The sequence below is a fragment of the Enterobacter sp. Sphag1F genome (assembly GCF_014193275.1).
Lineage (GTDB): Bacteria > Pseudomonadota > Gammaproteobacteria > Enterobacterales > Enterobacteriaceae > Pantoea > Pantoea symbiotica.
This window is the reverse complement of sequence record NZ_JACHZD010000004.1, coordinates 26,361-43,916: the sequence shown is the minus strand read 5'-3', so window position 1 is coordinate 43,916 and position 17,556 is coordinate 26,361. Positions and strand designations below refer to the sequence as shown.

The 17,556-nt window shown below is 55.4% G+C and carries 16 protein-coding genes; 8 read left to right on the top strand and 8 right to left on the bottom strand.

The window, feature by feature from the left end:
- Positions 1-144: 144 nt before the first annotated feature.
- A complete protein-coding gene (gene orn, locus FHW71_RS13695) occupies positions 145-693 on the bottom strand; it encodes an oligoribonuclease (RefSeq protein ID WP_008101955.1) in 549 nt (182 codons plus the stop codon).
- Positions 694-796: 103 nt separating this feature from the next.
- Here orn and rsgA point away from each other — a divergent pair, with 103 nt between their 5' ends.
- The 3 genes from rsgA (at position 797) to mscM (ending at position 6,180) form a co-directional block, all read left to right on the top strand.
- Positions 797-1,840, top strand: coding sequence for a small ribosomal subunit biogenesis GTPase RsgA (gene rsgA, locus FHW71_RS13690; protein WP_007891997.1), 1,044 nt, complete (start codon positions 797-799; stop codon positions 1,838-1,840).
- A gap of 93 nt (positions 1,841-1,933) precedes the next feature.
- On the top strand, positions 1,934-2,830 hold the full coding sequence (gene asd, locus FHW71_RS13685; RefSeq protein WP_179452037.1) for an archaetidylserine decarboxylase: 897 nt from the start codon (positions 1,934-1,936) through the stop codon (positions 2,828-2,830).
- A gap of 14 nt (positions 2,831-2,844) precedes the next feature.
- Positions 2,845-6,180, top strand: a complete 3,336-nt coding sequence (gene mscM, locus FHW71_RS13680) for a miniconductance mechanosensitive channel MscM (RefSeq protein WP_179452036.1) — start codon at positions 2,845-2,847, stop codon at positions 6,178-6,180.
- A gap of 52 nt (positions 6,181-6,232) precedes the next feature.
- Here the strand turns inward: mscM and mdh are convergent, their stop codons facing one another.
- Entirely contained in the window at positions 6,233-7,168 is a 936-nt protein-coding gene (mdh, locus tag FHW71_RS13675; RefSeq protein ID WP_008101961.1) for a malate dehydrogenase, read from the bottom strand.
- A 424-nt stretch (positions 7,169-7,592) separates the two neighbouring features.
- Here mdh and argR point away from each other — a divergent pair, with 424 nt between their 5' ends.
- The 4 genes from argR to yhcN (FHW71_RS13655) all read left to right on the top strand — a co-directional run bounded on the left by argR (position 7,593) and on the right by yhcN (FHW71_RS13655) (position 9,542).
- The gene (gene argR, locus FHW71_RS13670) at positions 7,593-8,063 is read left to right on the top strand and encodes a transcriptional regulator ArgR (RefSeq protein ID WP_008101964.1); all 471 of its coding nucleotides are present in this window, start codon (positions 7,593-7,595) and stop codon (positions 8,061-8,063) included.
- A 489-nt stretch (positions 8,064-8,552) separates the two neighbouring features.
- Positions 8,553-8,816, top strand: coding sequence for a peroxide/acid stress response protein YhcN (gene yhcN / locus FHW71_RS13665; protein ID WP_179452035.1), 264 nt, complete (start codon positions 8,553-8,555; stop codon positions 8,814-8,816).
- 90 nt (positions 8,817-8,906) lie between these two features.
- Positions 8,907-9,173, top strand: coding sequence for a YdgH/BhsA/McbA-like domain containing protein (locus FHW71_RS13660; protein ID WP_179452034.1), 267 nt, complete (start codon positions 8,907-8,909; stop codon positions 9,171-9,173).
- 102 nt (positions 9,174-9,275) lie between these two features.
- Entirely contained in the window at positions 9,276-9,542 is a 267-nt protein-coding gene (gene yhcN / locus FHW71_RS13655; RefSeq protein ID WP_179452033.1) for a peroxide/acid stress response protein YhcN, read from the top strand.
- Between the two features lie 50 nt (positions 9,543-9,592).
- Here yhcN (FHW71_RS13655) and FHW71_RS13650 read toward each other — a convergent pair whose 3' ends face one another.
- The 5 genes from FHW71_RS13650 to aaeX all read right to left on the bottom strand — a co-directional run bounded on the left by FHW71_RS13650 (position 9,593) and on the right by aaeX (position 14,561).
- The gene (locus FHW71_RS13650; protein WP_036647722.1) at positions 9,593-9,862 is read right to left on the bottom strand and encodes a hypothetical protein; all 270 of its coding nucleotides are present in this window, start codon (positions 9,860-9,862) and stop codon (positions 9,593-9,595) included.
- A gap of 25 nt (positions 9,863-9,887) precedes the next feature.
- Positions 9,888-11,342: an NAD-dependent succinate-semialdehyde dehydrogenase gene (locus tag FHW71_RS13645; RefSeq protein WP_179452032.1), complete on the bottom strand. Its 1,455-nt coding sequence runs from the start codon at positions 11,340-11,342 to the stop codon at positions 9,888-9,890.
- Positions 11,343-11,453: 111 nt separating this feature from the next.
- Positions 11,454-13,406: a p-hydroxybenzoic acid efflux pump subunit AaeB gene (aaeB, locus tag FHW71_RS13640; protein WP_179452031.1), complete on the bottom strand. Its 1,953-nt coding sequence runs from the start codon at positions 13,404-13,406 to the stop codon at positions 11,454-11,456.
- Between the two features lie 11 nt (positions 13,407-13,417).
- The gene (aaeA, locus tag FHW71_RS13635) at positions 13,418-14,347 is read right to left on the bottom strand and encodes a p-hydroxybenzoic acid efflux pump subunit AaeA (RefSeq protein ID WP_008101975.1); all 930 of its coding nucleotides are present in this window, start codon (positions 14,345-14,347) and stop codon (positions 13,418-13,420) included.
- 10 nt (positions 14,348-14,357) lie between these two features.
- Positions 14,358-14,561 (bottom strand): p-hydroxybenzoic acid efflux pump operon protein AaeX, encoded by a 204-nt coding sequence (aaeX, locus tag FHW71_RS13630; RefSeq protein WP_007891984.1) that lies wholly within the window; start codon positions 14,559-14,561, stop codon positions 14,358-14,360.
- A 259-nt stretch (positions 14,562-14,820) separates the two neighbouring features.
- Between aaeX and aaeR the strand changes: the two genes are divergently transcribed.
- Positions 14,821-15,738 carry an HTH-type transcriptional activator AaeR gene (gene aaeR, locus FHW71_RS13625; protein WP_008101977.1) on the top strand — a complete coding sequence of 306 codons (918 nt, stop codon included), beginning with the start codon at positions 14,821-14,823 and terminating at the stop codon, positions 15,736-15,738.
- A gap of 327 nt (positions 15,739-16,065) precedes the next feature.
- Here aaeR and tldD read toward each other — a convergent pair whose 3' ends face one another.
- Positions 16,066-17,511: a metalloprotease TldD gene (tldD, locus tag FHW71_RS13620; RefSeq protein ID WP_061720201.1), complete on the bottom strand. Its 1,446-nt coding sequence runs from the start codon at positions 17,509-17,511 to the stop codon at positions 16,066-16,068.
- Positions 17,512-17,556 lie beyond the last annotated feature (45 nt).

Genomic DNA, 17,556 nt, shown 5'->3' with positions numbered 1-17,556 from the left:
CGCATGAAATTCTTCACCGGTACGGGGTGCGCATTATACGAGAAATCCTTTCAGTCGCAAGAGTCTAAAAGCAAAATTTTGCGCTTTCCGCGCGTTCGCTGCTTTTATCGACAACCTGATGATTTCCTGCGCACCCACTGTCGATTAAAGCTGCAAGAAGTGCTCGCGGTAGTACGCCAGCTCGGCGACGGACTCGCGAATGTCATCCAGTGCCTGATGGCTACCGGACTTTTTGAAGCCAGGCAAGATATCCGGTTTCCAGCGACGCGCCAGCTCTTTCAGCGTGCTGACGTCAAGATAGCGATAGTGGAAATAGGCTTCCAGTTCAGGCATGTACTTAAACAGGAAGCGACGATCCTGACCAATACTATTGCCGCAAATCGGCGAGGTGTTCGCTGGCACCCACTGCTTCAGGAATTCGATGGTGGCCAATTCTGCTGCACGGTCGTCATGCTCGCTGGCTTTAACACGCGCCACCAAACCGCTATTGGTATGCGTGCGCACGTTCCAGTCATCCATCAACGCCAGCTGCTCGTCAGATTGATGCACCGCGAACACTGGGCCTTCTGCCAGGATGTTCAGGTTGGCATCGGTCACGATGGTGGCGATCTCAATAATGCGATCGCGCTCCGGATCTAATCCGGTCATTTCGAGGTCGATCCAAATCAGGTTGTTTTCATTTCCAGCTGTCATGCGTTTCCCGCCTGTTGCCAAAGTCGTCATTAAACTCATTTCAGGTGTATCATAGACGTTTTGCCCAGCAGGGCGAAACCTGGCGAAAGCCGTGAGAGGATGCGTGAGTAAAAACAAACTGTCGAAAGGTCAACAACGTCGCGTAAGCGCCAACCATCAGCGTCGTCTGCAGCAACGGAGCGATAAGCCGGAGCCGGATGATAGTCTGTTTGGGGAAGCGGCTGATGGCGTGGTGATCAGCCGTTTCGGCATGCACGCAGACGTGGAAGATAGCGAAGGCGTTGTGCATCGCTGTAACATCCGCCGCACCATTCGCTCGCTTGTCACCGGCGATCGCGTTTTGTGGCGCGTCGCGATTGGCGGCGGTAAAGGGATCGTCGAAGCGGTACACGATCGCAAAACCGTACTAACGCGCCCAGACTTCTATGACGGCGTGAAACCGATCGCCGCCAACATCGATCAGATAATTATCGTTTCGGCGATCCTGCCGGAACTGTCACTTAACATTATCGATCGCTATCTGGTTGCCAGCGAAACGCTCGGCGTGGAACCGCTGCTGGTGCTCAACAAAACCGATCTTTTGGATGCCGAAGGCCGCGCGTTTGTTGATGAGCAGATGGAGATCTATCGCAATATTGGTTATCGCGTATTGATGGTTTCCAGCCACGCCAAAGATGGTTTGGTTGAACTGGAAAGTGCCTTAACCGGCCGCGTCAGCATCTTTGCCGGTCAATCGGGCGTAGGCAAATCGAGCCTGTTGAATAACCTGCTTGGCCTGGATGTGGCGGCGGAAATTCTGACTAACGATGTGTCGAACGTTTCTGGTTTGGGTCAGCACACCACCACCGCTTCACGCCTTTATCACTTCCCGGCGGGCGGTGATGTGATCGATTCACCTGGCGTGCGAGAGTTTGGTTTATGGCATCTTGAGCCGGAACAAGTGACGCGCGGATTTGTCGAATTCCGTGAATTCCTTGGCAGTTGCCGTTTCCGCGACTGCAAGCACGATACCGATCCTGGCTGCGCCATCCGCGAAGCGGTAGAAGAAGGCAAGATCGACATCTCGCGCTTCGATAACTACCACCGAATTCTGGAAAGTATGGCACAGGTAAAGACGCGTAAAAACTTTTCCTCCGACGCGGATTAAGCAGTACAACGGCACATTCGCCAACGCGCTGGGGCGCTGCTACAATCCGCCCCCCTTTTTGTTAACGATACGTAATTAAGCCAGGAGGCAACGGTGTTTGATCGTTTTAAACTCGGCCTGAATCATATTTTGCCCAAAAAAGGGCTCACCGAACTCGCCGGTTGGGGCGCCAGCCGTCGTGGTGGCTGGCTCACTAAAGCGGTCATCGACATATTTGTCTGGTACTACAAAGTGGATATGGCGGAAGCCAGCAAGCCACATACCGGCAGCTACCACACCTTCAATGATTTCTTCGTGCGTCCATTAAAAGAGGGCGCGCGTCCTGTCGATCCTGACGCCTCTTTACTGGCGCTGCCCGCCGATGGCGCGATCAGCCAGCTGGGCCGCATTGCCGGCGATCAGATCTTCCAGGCCAAAGGCCACACTTACAGCCTGCAGGCGCTGCTGGCCGGTAACGACGATCTGGCGGATCAGTTTCATGATGGCGAGTTCGTTACCACTTACCTCGCCCCGCGCGATTATCACCGCGTGCACATGCCGTGTAACGGTGTCCTGCGCGAAATGATCTATGTGCCTGGCGATCTCTACTCGGTCAATCCGCTGACCGCGCGTAACATCCCGAATCTGTTTGCACGTAACGAGCGCGTGATCTGCGTATTCGATACCGATCATGGCCCGATGGTGCAGATCCTTGTTGGTGCCACCATTGTCGGCAGCATCGAAACCGTGTGGGCGGGCACTATCACGCCACCGCGCGAAGGTGTGATCAAACGCTGGCGCTATCCGTCTGCCGATCATGACGGTGCGGTCGTGCTGCTGAAAGGCCAGGAAATGGGGCGCTTCAAGTTGGGTTCAACGGTGATCAACCTGTTCGCTCCGAATCGCGTGAAGCTGGCGGAAAGCCTTGAAGCCGAAAGCAAAACCCGCCTCGGTCAGCCGCTGGCCATCGCCCTGCCTCAGCCTGGCGACAGCGTCTCACTAAGCAAATAACCGGAACCTCTCCCGTGCGTGTTCTCCTCTCCCTGCTGCTGAGCCTTGTGCTCAGCAGTTCTGTATTTGCAGCGACCGTTCCGCAATCCAGCCAGCTTAAGCAGGAACTGGATGCGGCTAAATCCGCAAAAAGCTCACCCGCGCAAACCGAACAGGTGCAGGCGCTGGAAGCGGCGATCAATTTCCTCAACGAGCGCGATGAGTCGCTGGAGCGCGCGAAGCAGTATCAGCAGGTGATTGATGATTTCCCGCGCCTGGCGCGTGAATTACGCCAGCAGATCGCCACGCTGACGGATAGCAGCAAGGCGGTGCGCAGTAATATGAGCAGCGCCGAGCTGGATCAGGAGCTGTTGCAGGTCAGCAGCCAGCTGCTGGAGGAAGGCCGACAGGCGCAGCAGGAGCAGGATCGCGCCCGTGAGATCAGCGATTCACTGTCGCAGCTGCCGCAGCAGCAAACCGATGCACGCCGGGCGATGACCGAAAGCGATCGCCGCGCGCAGAGCTCCTCAGCGGCGACCACGCCGCTGGCGCAGGCGCAGATTTACGCGCGTCAGGCGGAAAACGCTGCCAACAAAGCGCGCGTGGACGAGTTAGAGCTGGCACAGCTGTCGGCGAATAACCGTCAGGAACTGGCGCGTATGCGCGCCGAAGTGCATCAGCGCAAAGCCACCCAGCTGGATAACTATCTGCAGGCGCTGCGCAATCAGCTCAACAACCAACGCCAGCGCGAAGCTGAACTGGCGCTGGAGCGCACCGAGCAGCTGGCAGAAAACAGCGGCGATTTGCCGAGTTCGATCAGCGATCAGTTCCGCGTAAACCGCGAACTCTCCGCTGACCTCAATCAACAAGCACAGCGCATGGATTTAGTCGCCTCGCAGCAGCGTTTAGCCACCAATCAGACTTTGCAGGTGCGTCAGGCGCTGAGCACGCTGCGTGAGCAGTCGCAGTGGCTGGGCGCGTCCAATCTGCTGGGCGAAGCCTTGCGCGCGCAGGTCGCGCGTCTGCCCGAGATGCCGAAATCTCAGCAGATCGACAGCGAAATGGGCCAGCTGCGCGTGCAGCGTCTGCACTATGAAGATCTGCTCGAGCGCCAGCAGGATTTGCGCAAGTCGAAGCAGGATGATGGCACGCCGTTCAGCAGCGATCAGGTGCGCATCCTCGAAGCGCAACTCAAAACCCAGCGCGAACTGCTGAACTCATTGATTTCCGGTTGCGATACGCTGATTCTGGAAATCACCAAGCTCAAAGTTTCCAATACGCAGCTGCAGGATGCCTTAGCTGAAGTAAAAGATGCGACGCATCGCTATCTGTTCTGGACCGCCGACGTCAACACCATCGGCCTGAATTTCCCGGTTGAGATGGCGCAGGACCTTAAGCGTCTGCTGTCGCTGGATACCGCCGGTCAGCTCGGCAAAGCGTTGGCGATGATGTTTACCAATCGCGAAACCGTGCTGCCGATTATTGGTGCCGTGCTGCTGGTGGGCTTCAGCATCAGTTCGCGTCGTCACTACAACGCCTTTATGGAGCGCTCCGCCAGCCGTGTCGGCAAAGTCACGCAGGACCGCTTTAGCCTGACGCTGCGCACGGTATTTTGGTCGATTCTGGTGGCGGTGCCGCTGCCGGTGCTGTGGGCCGCGCTCGGTTACGGTTTACAGCATGCCTGGCCTTACCCGTTCGCGGTGGCGATTGGCGATGGCATCACCGCCACGCTGCCGCTGCTGTGGGCCTTTATGATCAGCGCCGCCTTTGCGCGTCCCGACGGCTTGTTTGTGGTGCACTTCCGCTGGCCGCAGGCGCGCGTGGCGCGTGCGATGCGCTATTACTCGCTGTCGGTTGGGCTGATTGTGCCGCTGATCATGCTGCTGATCGCCTTTGCTAATCTCGACGATCCGCAATTCTCCGGCACGCTGGGTCGCGTGTGCTTCATCCTGATTTGTGGCGCGCTGAGCATCGTTACCGTTAGCCTGAAACGCGCCGGTATTCCGCTCTATCTGGATAAAGAGGGCAACGGCGATAACTTCGTAAACCGCATTCTGTGGAACCTGATGATCGCCCTGCCGCTGGTTGCTGCCCTCGCCTCCTGCATCGGTTATCTCGCCACCGCGCAGGCGCTGCTGGCGCGTCTGGAAACCTCAGTGGGCATCTGGTTCTTCCTGTTGGTGGTGTATCACATTATCCGCCGCTGGATGCTGATTCAGCGCCGCCGCATCGCCTTTGACCGCGCACGTCAGCGTCGTGCCGATATGCTGGCCAACCGTGCGCGCAGTGAAGAAGAGAAAGAGCAATCGACGCCGGCAAATGCCGACACCATCGAAATCGATGAGCCCAGCATTGACCTCGATGAGATCAGCGCGCAGTCGCTGCGTCTGGTGCGTTCAATCCTGACGCTGATTGCGCTGGTTTCGGTGATTGTGCTGTGGTCAGAAATTCACTCGGCGTTTAGCTTCCTCGATAACATTCCGCTGTGGAATGCCAGCACCACCATTCAGGGCGTCGATAGCGTGCAGGCGATTACGCTGGGTGCGGTGTTGATTGCGATTCTGGTGCTGATTATTACCACGCAGCTGGTGCGCAATATGCCGGCGCTGCTGGAGCTGGCGCTGTTACAGCATCTCAGCCTGGCGCCGGGCACCGGCTACGCCATTACCACCTTGACCAAGTATGCGTTGATGCTGATTGGCGGCTTGATTGGCTTCTCGATGATGGGCATTGAGTGGTCGAAGCTACAGTGGCTGGTTGCCGCGTTAGGTCTGGGTTTGGGCTTCGGGATGCAGGAGATTTTCGCCAACTTTATCTCGGGCCTGATTATCCTGTTTGAGAAACCGATCCGTATCGGCGATACCGTAACCATTCGCGATCTGACCGGCAGCATCACCCGCATCAACACGCGCGCCACCACCATAACCGACTGGGACCGCAAAGAGATCATCGTGCCGAACAAGGCCTTCATTACGGAGCAGTTCGTAAACTGGTCGCTGTCGGATTCGGTGACGCGGGTAGTGCTGACGATTCCGGCGCCAGCCAGAGTCAACAGCGATGAAGTGACCAACATTCTTAAGCAGGCGGCCGATCGCTGTACCTACGTGCTGGATATGCCGGCGCCGGATGTGTTCCTGGTCGATTTGCAGCAAGGTATTCAGCTGTTTGAACTGCGTGTGCATGCGGCGGAGATGGGACATCGCATGCCGCTGCGCCATGAACTGCATCAGCTGATTCTGCGCGGCTTTGAGGAGCACGGCATTGAGATGCCATTCCCGCCGTTCCAGGTACGCATGGAGACGCTAGGAAAACAAAATCCCGCCAGCAACGGCGCGCCCGCCAATAAGACCTTCAAATCTGGCGGATTATAAAAACAAAACGCCCGGCAAATGCCGGGCGTTTTTTATTGCTACTCAGAGCCGATCACTTCACAAACTCTTCGCCCTGCGCGATATCTTTCTTCAGCGTTTCCAGCATACCGTTCAGCGCCTGCTGTTCAAAGGCACTCAGCGTACCCAGCGGACGGCGCTCAACAATACCGTTTTTGCCCAGCAGCAGCGGCTGCGAGAAGAAGCGGGCATATTCGCCATCGCCTTCCACATACGCGCACTCCACGACGTTGGCTTCACCTTGCATGGCGCGAATCAATGACAGGCCAAACCGAGCCGCCGCTTGTCCCATCGACAGCGTTGCCGATCCGCCACCGGCTTTGGCTTCCACCACTTCGGTGCCCGCGTTCTGAATACGTTTGGTGAGATCCGCCACTTCCTGCTCGCTGAAGCTCACGCCTTTCACCTGCGACAGCAGCGGCAGAATGGTTACGCCTGAATGCCCGCCCACCACCGGCACTTCAATCTCGTTAGGCTGCTTGCCTTTCAGCGCCGCGACAAAGGTATTGGCGCGGATGATATCGAGAGTGGAAACGCCAAACAGGCGATTTTTGTCATACACGCCAGCTTTCTTCAGCACTTCGGCCGCAATCGCCACCGTGGTGTTGACTGGATTGGTGATCACGCCAATCAGCGCTTTCGGCGCCGTGCTGGCAACCTGTTCAATCAGGTTACGCACGATACCGGCGTTAACGTTAAACAGGTCGGCGCGATCCATGCCCGGCTTACGTGCCACACCTGCAGAGATCAGCACCACATCGGCACCATGCAGCGCAGGCGTAGCATCTTCACCGCTAAACCCTTCCACGGTGACTGCCGTTGGGATGTGACTGAGATCGACCGCCACACCCGGCGTTACCGGGGCGATATCGTAAAGTGAGAGAGCTGAGCCTGCGGGTAATTGCGTTTTGAGCAGCAGTGCGAGCGCCTGGCCAATACCACCAGCGGCACCGAGAACGGCAACTTTCATCCTGAACTCCTTATTAAGGTGGGGCAGAGATATGCCGAAAATCCATCAGGTTACGAGTTTAATCAACTTCTCAGGCGATAGCGACTAAACCTGTCGCGCACTTAACACTACGCCGCAATCGGCTCCCGAGACATCTCCACTTCAGAAGTCGCCTGAATGATTCATTCGCAGCCAGAAGACAATGGACGGCAATGATCATCGATATTGTTGTTACCACCTCAATAATATAACAACTTTGCAACCTTCGCTTTGCGCGTCCACCCGCGATTTTGGTGCGACATCATATTCTGTTATTATGCCCGCCCCGCAGGTCATTACCGCGACTCTCTCATCAGACTTATTGCATAAAAATTCATCTAAATGCATAATAATTTATCTGCCGTGGGCCTGTTGCCCTCTGCAACCCTCTTTTAATTGGTAGCTTATGCGAAACCCATCGAAACAAGACGACTTGATTAAGGCGTTTAAAGCCTTATTGAAGGAAGAGAAATTCAGCTCCCAGGGCGAAATCGTACAGGCGCTGCAGGAAGACGGCTTCGAGAATATCAATCAGTCCAAAGTTTCTCGCATGCTGACCAAGTTCGGCGCGGTGCGTACGCGTAACGCCAAGATGGAAATGGTTTATTGCCTGCCTGCTGAACTCGGCGTACCCACCACCACTAGCCCGCTGAAGAATCTGGTGCTGGATATCGATTACAACGATGCGTTAGTAGTGATTCACACCAGTCCGGGCGCTGCGCAGCTAATTGCGCGCCTGCTGGATTCGCTGGGCAAAGCGGAAGGGATTCTCGGCACCATCGCCGGTGATGACACCATCTTTATTACCCCTGCGCGCACCTTCTCAGTAAAACAGCTGTACGACGCGATTCTGGTTTTATTCGAACAAGAGCTATAAAACCCTGCTGCATACCGGCAGATCCTCTGCCGGTTATCTTGCCCTTCCCGCTTCATTCCTAACCAACCTGTTACAAACCCCTTTGTAAATAATAAGTTATCCATATGCTTAGCGGTTCTTTTCAAGCTAACAGATTGGTACGACCTTTGCGCCTGTTTAACCTTATGCGCTATTTTACACTGCTTTACACATCGTGCTCAGTGCCTTTCCCTTCTCCATGCGTATCAGCCAGCGAGATCAACCATGATCTTTCGCACTAAAAGATAATTTGATGTAGATCATTGTTTTTACGGCTAAATAACCACCTATGGTTAAGATCCAGGCGTTTTTTATAACTTCAGGTTCTAAAAAAGTGCCATAAGGATAAAGAATTACAACCAAACATTATTAGCTGGATATTAATTTCATGGGTGATTAGATCTATACTTAGTTTCGTGATGCAAATCACACGAAAGAAAAAGATAAAAATAGACGACGAGGAAAAATATCATGAACGTTAAAACTACTATCGCAACCCTGAGTGTTCTATCTGCTCTGTCATTTGGTGCTTTTGCAGCAGATTCTATTAATGCCGAACAGGCAGCGAATCTGCAATCCGCAGGCACCATCAGCGTCAGCGGCGTGGGCGGTTCTCCAATGGATATCCGTCAGCAGTTAAACGATAAAGCCGATCAGCAAGGTGCGAAAGCATACCGCGTGATCGAAGCGAATACCGGTGACAACTACCACGCAACTGCTGAGCTGTATAAATAAGTTACTGACTTAAGACGCAATGTGAACGGCGACCCGTTTGAGACGCTCTTGCCTCTCAGGTTGCCGACCCAAATTTCAGGAGAGTGAATCATGAAAACCAAATTAGCTATCGCAGTACTGGGCCTGGCTTCTGTTCTTTCTTTCGGCGCGAGCGCCGCAAGCCTGGTTTCAAACCAACAAGCTGAACAGCTGCAATCTCTGAACCAAACCATCAGCGTGAGCGGTGTTGACGGCGACCAAACCAACGTTCGTCAGGAACTGTCACAGAAAGCCGATGCGCAAGGTGCTAACCATTACCGCATCATTGAAAGCAATCGCGGTGATACCTTCCACGTCACTGCTGAACTCTACAAATAATCACTAATTGAACGTCCGGCGCCTTAAAGGCGCCAGGCAATAGATCGACGACCCGCCTACCCCTTTTCTGCCGCAGGTTGTTGATTAAACGAGGAGAAAATTATGAAAATCAAAACAACCATCGCAACTGCTACTCTGCTTTCCCTGTTCGCCTTTGGTGCTTCTGCAGCACAGCTGGTGACTGAACAACAGGCGCAGAATCTGCAACCTACCGGCAGCACTGTTTCAATCAGCGGAACCGGCGGTTCGCCAATGGATTATCGTGCCGAGCTTTCTCAGAAAGCGGATGAGCAAGGTGCCAGCGCTTACAAAGTGATTGAAGCGAAAACCGGCGACAGCTATCACGTGACAGCTGAGCTGTATAAGTAATTCCTCGTCAATTAAGACGAACCCTTTGGCCCCGCTCGCCGGGGCCCTTTTTACTTTATATTGAAGCGGAGCTGGCCCTCCAGCTCCTCTTCTGCTTCATCAAATAGCAGGATCAATGCGCCATACCGGCGTTTCTGCCCTTTCCCCAGATTTACAAACTCAATCTCCAGCGGCAACGGCAGTTGCTCACCCACAATCGCATCCCAAAGATCGTCAAGATCGTTGATGGCGAGATCGGCTAGCGCAAAACGATCGCTAAACTGTCGATAAAAATGGGCTTGATCGACAATCTCATCGAAATCGAAACGCTCGGTTCTCATCATAACGCCCTCTTAGTTGTCGCGGCTAGCTGAGTCCGCCGAGGTGCAACGCTTTGACTTCCAGATACTCTTCCATGCCCAACACCGAGCCTTCGCGTCCCAGGCCGGACTCTTTCACACCGCCAAACGGTGCCAGCTCCGTTGATACCGCGCATTCGTTAATACCGATCATGCCCGCTTCCAGTGCCGCTGAGACGCGGAACACCCGCTGCAGATTCTGCGTGTAGAAGTAAGCCGCCAGGCCATATTCGGTATTGTTGGCGCGCGCAATCACCTCGGCTTCATCATCAAAGCGGAAACAGGCCGCAACCGGACCAAACGTCTCTTCCTGCGCCAACTTCATCTGTTCATGCGCTTCGGCGATCACCGTCGGTTGCCAGAAATTGCCGCCAAGAGGATGACGTTCGCCGCCAACCAGCAATTTTCCGCCTTTGCTTAACGCATCTTTGACGTGCTCTTCCACTTTCTCCAGCGCGGACTGCTCAATCAGCGGGCCAACAATCACGCCCTCTTCCACGCCATTACCGACTTTGAGTTTACCCACCGCATCGGCCAGCTGATTGACGAAGCGATCGTACACCGCGTTATGCACATAGAAGCGGTTAACGCTAACGCACACCTGTCCGGCGTTGCGGAATTTGTTGGCAATCGCGCCCTGCACCGCCGCATCAATATCGGCATCATCAAACACGATGTAAGGCGCGTTGCCGCCTAACTCCATTGAGACTTTTTTCATGGTTTCGGCGGCATTACGCATCAGCGTTTTGCCCACCGCGGTGGAACCGGTGAAGGAGATTTTACGCACCGCTTTGCTGGCCATGATCGCGTCGCTGATGGCATGCGTATCGCCCGCCACCGCATTGAGCACGCCATCAGGCACGCCGGCTTTTTGCGCCAGCGCCAGCAGCGCGAAGGCGCTCAGCGGCGTGTTGTTCGCGGGTTTGATGATGCCGGTACAGCCCGCGGCCAACGCGGGACCGAGTTTGCGCGTCAGCATCGCCATCGGGAAATTCCACGGCGTGATCGCTGCGACCACACCAATCGGTTCACGCGTCGCCAGAATGCGCGAGCCCGGTTTTGCTGGCGGGATGATTTCACCGTTGGCGCGTTTCGCCTGTTCGGCAAACCACTGAATAAAGCTGGCGGCGTATTCCACTTCACCTTCGGCTTCTTTCAGCGGTTTACCCTGCTCGGCGGTCATCAACTGGCCGAGCCAGCTTTTGTTCTCAATGATCAGCTGATACCAGCGATTGAGGATTTCGGCACGCGCCTTGGCGGTTTTGTCGCGCCAGGCGGGAAATGCACGCTGCGCGGCGGCAATCGCCTGTTCGGTTTCGTGCTGACCGGCTTTCGCTACGTTGGCGATGACTTCGCCGGTAGCGGGATTGGTTACCTCAAAGGTGGCGCTGGCGTTATGCCACTGACCATCGGCGAAATAGCCGGTCTTAAATAATTCGTGTTGTTGCAGGGAAGTGGACATCGGTTTTCTCCTGTCAGTTTGCGTCCTGTCAGGAAAGTATAGATGCCAATATCAGAGGTTTTTGTGTCAGCGTGGGATCTAAAAGGCCGCTGCAGGCTGCAGCGGCCAGTTTCAGATTTGTATTAAGGTGTTCTGATACTTATCCAGCATCAGCGCCAGGCGTTTCACCGGTTCGGTGACGTTATCAGGTGCCGCATATTGCTGCAGCTTCTCCTGATACACATCCAGCTCCTGCAGCAGCCGCTCGAAGTAATAGCGGCGCTTGTCATCGCTGGTCGCGGAGATAATGCGATCGGCGGTGTAACGCAGCTGGCGGTGATAGGCCGAGAGATCGGCATTCACCGGCACTTCGGCATTACGCAGGCGTTGATGGCCGATAATCAGCGTCAGCGCGATACGGTATTTATCGATATCGCCGGGGAACAGGTTGAGGAGCAAGAACAGTTGCTGATACAGCGCCGGCAAGTGGTTCTCACGACGACGCGCCTGATTAGTGGTGAGGGCGGCAACCGCTGCATACATAAAGCGGTTCAGCAGCTTACGTCCGGTACGATCGCGCGATTTATCACGAATCAGCAGAATCACCATCATCGCCACAAAGCAGCCAATCACCTGGCCCAACACGTTATCAAGGAACACGTTGAACTCGAACTTCATCGGGTTATCCAGCACCAGCACGTTGATGGTACCAATCAGCGCGCCCAGCGTACCTAACTGGCGGCGCTGCACGAAGATGCCGCCGATAAAACCCAGCGCGCCGATGGCGATACACAACAACAGCGCACTTTGCTGTGTCGCGGGCAGAATAAAGATGAAGTAGAGCGCGCCGAGCGGCACCGCAACCGTCATGCCGTAAAGGAAGTCTTTCGCCATCATCAACGGATTCGGCATACGCATCGCCAGCGCGGTAATCACCGCCAGCATCACCATGCAGCCGCTGCCCGATGTCCAGCCGGTATATAACCAGAACAGCGAACCCAGCGCGGTGGCGACAAAGGTACGCACGCCGTTGATCATTGCGTGATGGGTTTCAGCGGATCGCGCCTGAATCACCACTTCGCGCTGCAGAATGCTCTCTTCCAGCGTGGTGATGCGGCTATTACTTTTGATGCCGTTAATCAGCAGCAGATATTCGGTGGCTGCGCCGACCCAACTCGCCAGCGTCACCGGCACAGTTTTGCTGCTCACGCCAATCAAGCGACGCATCACCTTCATGCGCTTATGCACATCGTTGACGTCGTTGACCTCTTTTTCGATCAGCAAACGATAGTGCGGTGGAATGTATTCCGGGCGCGAGTTTTGAATCAGGAAGGTTTCGGCGGCCTGGGTGATCAGCGTCAGCGATAAGGTGTTGAGCATTTGCAGGCGGCGACTGGAGTTTTTCCAGCGTGACGATTCCATCATCAGTTGGCCGCGCATGCCGTTGAGCGCCGTGGTGCGACGCACTAACGCGCTCCAGGCTTTATCCACCTCGTCTTTATCTTCATGCGCAACGCACAGCTGCAGCAGTTTGTAGTGCGCCACCAGTAGCGCATCCACTTCCTGCTCAATCACTTTTTTGATCGAACGCGGCGAGAACAGCATGTCGGCGAGAATCGCACACAGAATACCGATGACGATTTCACTGCAGCGCTCAACCGCGAACTGCGGAGCCAGCGTTAAGCCGCCGCTGGCATCCGCCGTAACCACGATGATCAGCGCGGTATAACCGGCGAGGCCGAGCGCATAGGAGTTTTCGACTTTGATCAGCGAAGAGAGCCACACGCACATGCCAGCCCACATACAGCACAACAGCAGCATCACCACCGGCGCGCGCACCGTGGCAATCATGATGGTGAGCGCGGCGATACAGCCAATGAAGGTACCGATGATGCGCAGAATGCCGCGATAGCGCAGTGCGCCAGAATAGGGATCGCCCCCCGCAGCAAAGGCGGTACCACCGGCCACAATGCCGGCGGTCATCACCGCCCAACGCGGCGTTTCCAGATTGAAGTGAAAGCCAATCATCAACGCCGCAACCAGCGCGAAGGTGAGCTTCACCGGGAAACGCAAAAACTCAATCATATCGCCCTCGCTTAACCAAACTCACGCAGGCGATTGAACAACTGCGCCAGCGGCGAGACTTTGGTTTCGCGATCCTGCGCACCGGTGATCACCACGGTAGCGGTGGTACCCGCCGGGAAGCGGTTGCCCGGTTGCTCATCGAGACGAATACGCACCGGAACACGCTGCGCCAGACGCACCCACTCCAGATTCGAGTCGATGGTCGCCATGCCTTTGCTGTCGCTGCTGCTGCTACTGTTGGTTACGCCTGCCGCGATGCTGTCGACGGTGCCACGCAGCACTGCGTTGCTCCCCAACGGCGTGATTTGCGCGCGGAAGCCCGGACGCACGCCATCCAGCTTGGTCTCTTCCATATAGGCCAGCACATAGAAAGAGTGCTGTTGTACCAGCGCCACGGCGACTGAACCGCGCGTGATAAATTCGCCCTGATAAACATTAAGGTTAGTGACCCAGCCGTCAGATGGCGCTTTGATGGTGGTGCGATCGAGGTCGATCACCGCCAGATCGCGCGTGGCCACAGACTTCGCCAGCTGATGCTCGCTGGTTTGCAGATCGTTGTTGGATTGCTCAATCGCTTCACGCGACATAGCGCTGGTACCCAACTGATTGCGACGCGTGGCTTCACGGCGTTTTTCACTCACCAAAGCCTGGTAATATTCGACATCCGCCTGGGCTTCATCCAGCGCTTTTTGGTAGCGCGGACGGTCAACCACAAACAGCGTATCGCCTTTTTTCACCAGTTGGTTATCGTGCACCGGCACGTCAGTGATGATGCCGGTGACGTCAGGCGAGATCGCCACGACATCGGCAGAGAATTTGGCATCACGCGTCCACGGTGATTCGGTGTAGAACACCCACGCGCGGAAGATGATCACGATGGCGATGACAACCAGCAGGAGTGTAATCGCGTATCGCGCGATTTTTCTTATTAGCGCTTTCACTTAAAGAACCTCAGACGAATAAACGGGATACAAGGTAAAACACACAGCAATACAGTGCGGTGTTAAACAGTGCGGGATGCCAAACCAGATCGTAGATCCCGCTGGGCGTCAGCACGCGTTTCACCAGCCAGAACAGCGCCAGTGAAACTAATAGTTCAACGAAGATGGGCGGAAAACTCAGCCCGAATACGACAAATACCGGAAGCACACTCATTTCGGATCCTTAGTTCGACCTTGCCGGATTGCACCGATACCTGCCCACATGCCGTGCGGCACGTTGGGTTTACGATCAGGGGATGACGGATAAACTGATGGCAACATTCAGGCCGCGTTGAGCTAATCATAGCGTATCATCGGGTTAACACAGCCATGTACAGGTGCAGTGAAGAGACCCAGCGACGCGTATAGTAACGCGCTTGACTATACGTTTTCTACATATTGTGAGCTAAATCACTTTTTAGCCAGAGTAAACAATGGATCGACTTAAAAGCATGTCCATTTTCGCCAAAGTGGTTGAATTGGGTTCATTTACCGCCGCAGCGCGCCAGCTACAGCTTAGCGTTTCGTCTATCAGCCAGATTGTCGCCAAACTGGAAGATGAGTTACAGGTCAAATTGCTTAATCGCAGCACGCGCAGCATTGGCCTGACTGAAGCCGGAAAGATCTATTTTCAGGGCTGTCGCCGCATGTTAGCGGAGGCTTCACAGGTGCACGAGCAGCTGTATGCCTTTAACAACACGCCGATCGGTATTCTACGCATCGGCTGCTCATCAACGATGGCGCAAAATGTGTTATCGGCGATGACCAGCGAAATGTTACGCGAATATCCGGGTTTGAGCGTCAATCTGGTGACGGGCATTCCTGCACCCGATCTGATCGCCAATGGTTTGGATTTGGTGGTGCGCGTAGGTGCGTTGCAGGATTCGAACTTGTTCTCGCGTCGGCTGGGCGCGATGCCGATGGTGGTGTGCGCGGCGAAGAGCTATCTGGCGCAGCACGGCACGCCAGAGAAGCCCGGCGAGATCGATAATTTTTCCTGGCTGGAATACAGCGTGCGACCGGATAACACTTTTGAACTGGTTGCGCCGGAAGGATTGGTGACGCGCCTGACGCCGCAGGGCCGTTTCGTCACCAACGATTCGCAGACGCTGATTCGCTGGCTAAAAGCAGGTTGCGGTATCGCTTATGTGCCGTTGATGTGGGTGATTGATGAGATCAGCGCGGGGGAAATCGATATTCTATTCCCGCAATATCACTCGGAGCCGCGCCCGGTGTATGCGCTCTATACCGAGAAAGATAAGCTGCCGCTGAAAGTGCAGGTCTGTATTGATTATCTGACCGAGTATTTCAAACAGGTGGCGCAGCAGTATCAGCAGCATCGGAAGGGTTGAGTTGTTTTGTGATTAGTGCGGGAGCTGCAACGTATGCTGCTGGATAGTGAAAACTGTGAATTTATCTAACACTGCACCAATGTTGAAAAGCTGACTGAGCCCCGCTGGGTTGTGGCAATCCGCAGCGCTGAACAGAGTGAGGCGGCCAGGATAAGCTCGCAGGACGCGAGCTGAAGGCGAAGCCGGGGCAGGAAGCCCCGTCTGAGCCGGTCCGTAAGGCTGCCGAACGGCGTGAAGGCACCGCGTAAGCGGCGCGAGGACCGCCACAACCCAGCGTGGTTCTGGCAGCGACGCACTAAGGTCGCCATGAATGGCGACCCTACAAGTTTAGGCGGTGCCACCTACGGTGATTTTATCCAGCTTCAGCGTTGGCTGGCCCACGCCAACCGGCACGCTTTGTCCCTCTTTACCGCATACGCCGACGCCTTTATCCAGCGCCAGATCGTTGCCGACCATCGAGATCTGCTGCATCGCTTCAATGCCAGAGCCAATCAGCGTGGCGCCTTTGACTGGCGTAGTCACTTTGCCTTTCTCGATCAGGTAAGCTTCTGAGGTGGAGAACACGAACTTGCCGGAGGTGATATCGACCTGGCCGCCACCGAAGTTCGGCGCATAAATGCCGTACTCCACGCTTTCAATGATATCTTGCGGCGTTGATTTGCCTGCCAGCATGTAAGTGTTGGTCATGCGCGGCATTGGCAGGTGCGCGTAAGATTCACGGCGACCGTTGCCGGTTGGATTGACGCCCATCAGGCGCGCATTCAGCTTGTCCTGCATGTAGCCTTTCAACACGCCATTTTCGATCAGCATGTTGTACTGGCCCGGCACACCTTCATCATCGACGGCCAGCGAACCGCGCAGACCTTCAATGGTGCCATCGTCAACCACGGTACACAGCTCAGAAGCCACCAGCTGACCCATTTTGCCGCTGAATACCGATGTCGCACGACGGTTGAAGTCACCTTCCAGACCATGCCCAACGGCTTCATGCAGCAACACACCCGGCCAGCCCGCGCCCAGCACCACCGGCAACATGCCAGCGGGTGCCGCCACGGCAGAAAGATTGACCAGCGCCATGCGCACCGCTTCACGCGCCCAGGCATCGGCACGCACATCACCGCTCTCATCGGCGAGGAAGAATTCATAACCGGTACGCGCACCGCCGCCGCTTGAGCCACGCTCGCGTTTACCTTGATCTTCGACCTGCACGCTGATGGACAGACGCACCAGCGGACGAATATCCGCCGCCAGCGTGCCGTCAGTTGCCGCCACCAGCACTTGTTCGTAGACGCCGCTCAGGCTGGCATTCACTTCCTGCACACGTGGATCGGCAGCGCGCGCCACTTTATCGACGCGATGCAGCAGGGCAATTTTGTCTTCACGCGTCAGGCTATCCAATGGATTGACGGGCGCATACAGCGAACGGTTCAGGACCGCCGATAAAGTATGCGCTTTGCCGTTGCCTTGTTCACGCACGATGCTGCGCGCCGCTTCAGATGACTGACGCAGTGCATTTAAAGAAATCTGGTCAGCATAGGCGAAACCGGTTTTCTCGCCGCTAACGGCGCGGACGCCCACGCCCTGATCGATATGGTAAGAACCATCTTTGATAATTTTGTCTTCCAGCACCCAGGATTCGTGGAAACTGGACTGGAAATAGAGATCGGCATAATCCAGACGACGTTCTGAAAGCTGCCCTAACAGGGAGTAAAGGTCCTGCTGATTAATGCTGTTCGCAGTTAGCAACTGCTCACTTACCAGATTCAGAGTCATCGTTTCTCACTCATTATGTGCTCGGATAGTCATAGCCTGCGGCAA

Bases quoted from the DNA above. Each gene is read 5' to 3' on its own strand.
- orn (WP_008101955.1), bottom strand. From the start codon at position 693: ATGACAGCTGGAAATGAAAACAACCTGATTTGGATCGACCTCGAAATG.
- mdh (WP_008101961.1), bottom strand. From the start codon at position 7,168: ATGAAAGTTGCCGTTCTCGGTGCCGCTGGTGGTATTGGCCAGGCGCTC.
- argR (WP_008101964.1), top strand. From the start codon at position 7,593: ATGCGAAACCCATCGAAACAAGACGACTTGATTAAGGCGTTTAAAGCC.
- yhcN (WP_179452035.1), top strand. From the start codon at position 8,553: ATGAACGTTAAAACTACTATCGCAACCCTGAGTGTTCTATCTGCTCTG.
- FHW71_RS13660 (WP_179452034.1), top strand. From the start codon at position 8,907: ATGAAAACCAAATTAGCTATCGCAGTACTGGGCCTGGCTTCTGTTCTT.
- yhcN (WP_179452033.1), top strand. From the start codon at position 9,276: ATGAAAATCAAAACAACCATCGCAACTGCTACTCTGCTTTCCCTGTTC.
- FHW71_RS13650 (WP_036647722.1), bottom strand. From the start codon at position 9,862: ATGAGAACCGAGCGTTTCGATTTCGATGAGATTGTCGATCAAGCCCAT.
- FHW71_RS13645 (WP_179452032.1), bottom strand. From the start codon at position 11,342: ATGTCCACTTCCCTGCAACAACACGAATTATTTAAGACCGGCTATTTC.
- aaeB (WP_179452031.1), bottom strand. From the start codon at position 13,406: ATGATTGAGTTTTTGCGTTTCCCGGTGAAGCTCACCTTCGCGCTGGTT.
- aaeX (WP_007891984.1), bottom strand. From the start codon at position 14,561: ATGAGTGTGCTTCCGGTATTTGTCGTATTCGGGCTGAGTTTTCCGCCC.
- aaeR (WP_008101977.1), top strand. From the start codon at position 14,821: ATGGATCGACTTAAAAGCATGTCCATTTTCGCCAAAGTGGTTGAATTG.
- tldD (WP_061720201.1), bottom strand. From the start codon at position 17,511: ATGACTCTGAATCTGGTAAGTGAGCAGTTGCTAACTGCGAACAGCATT.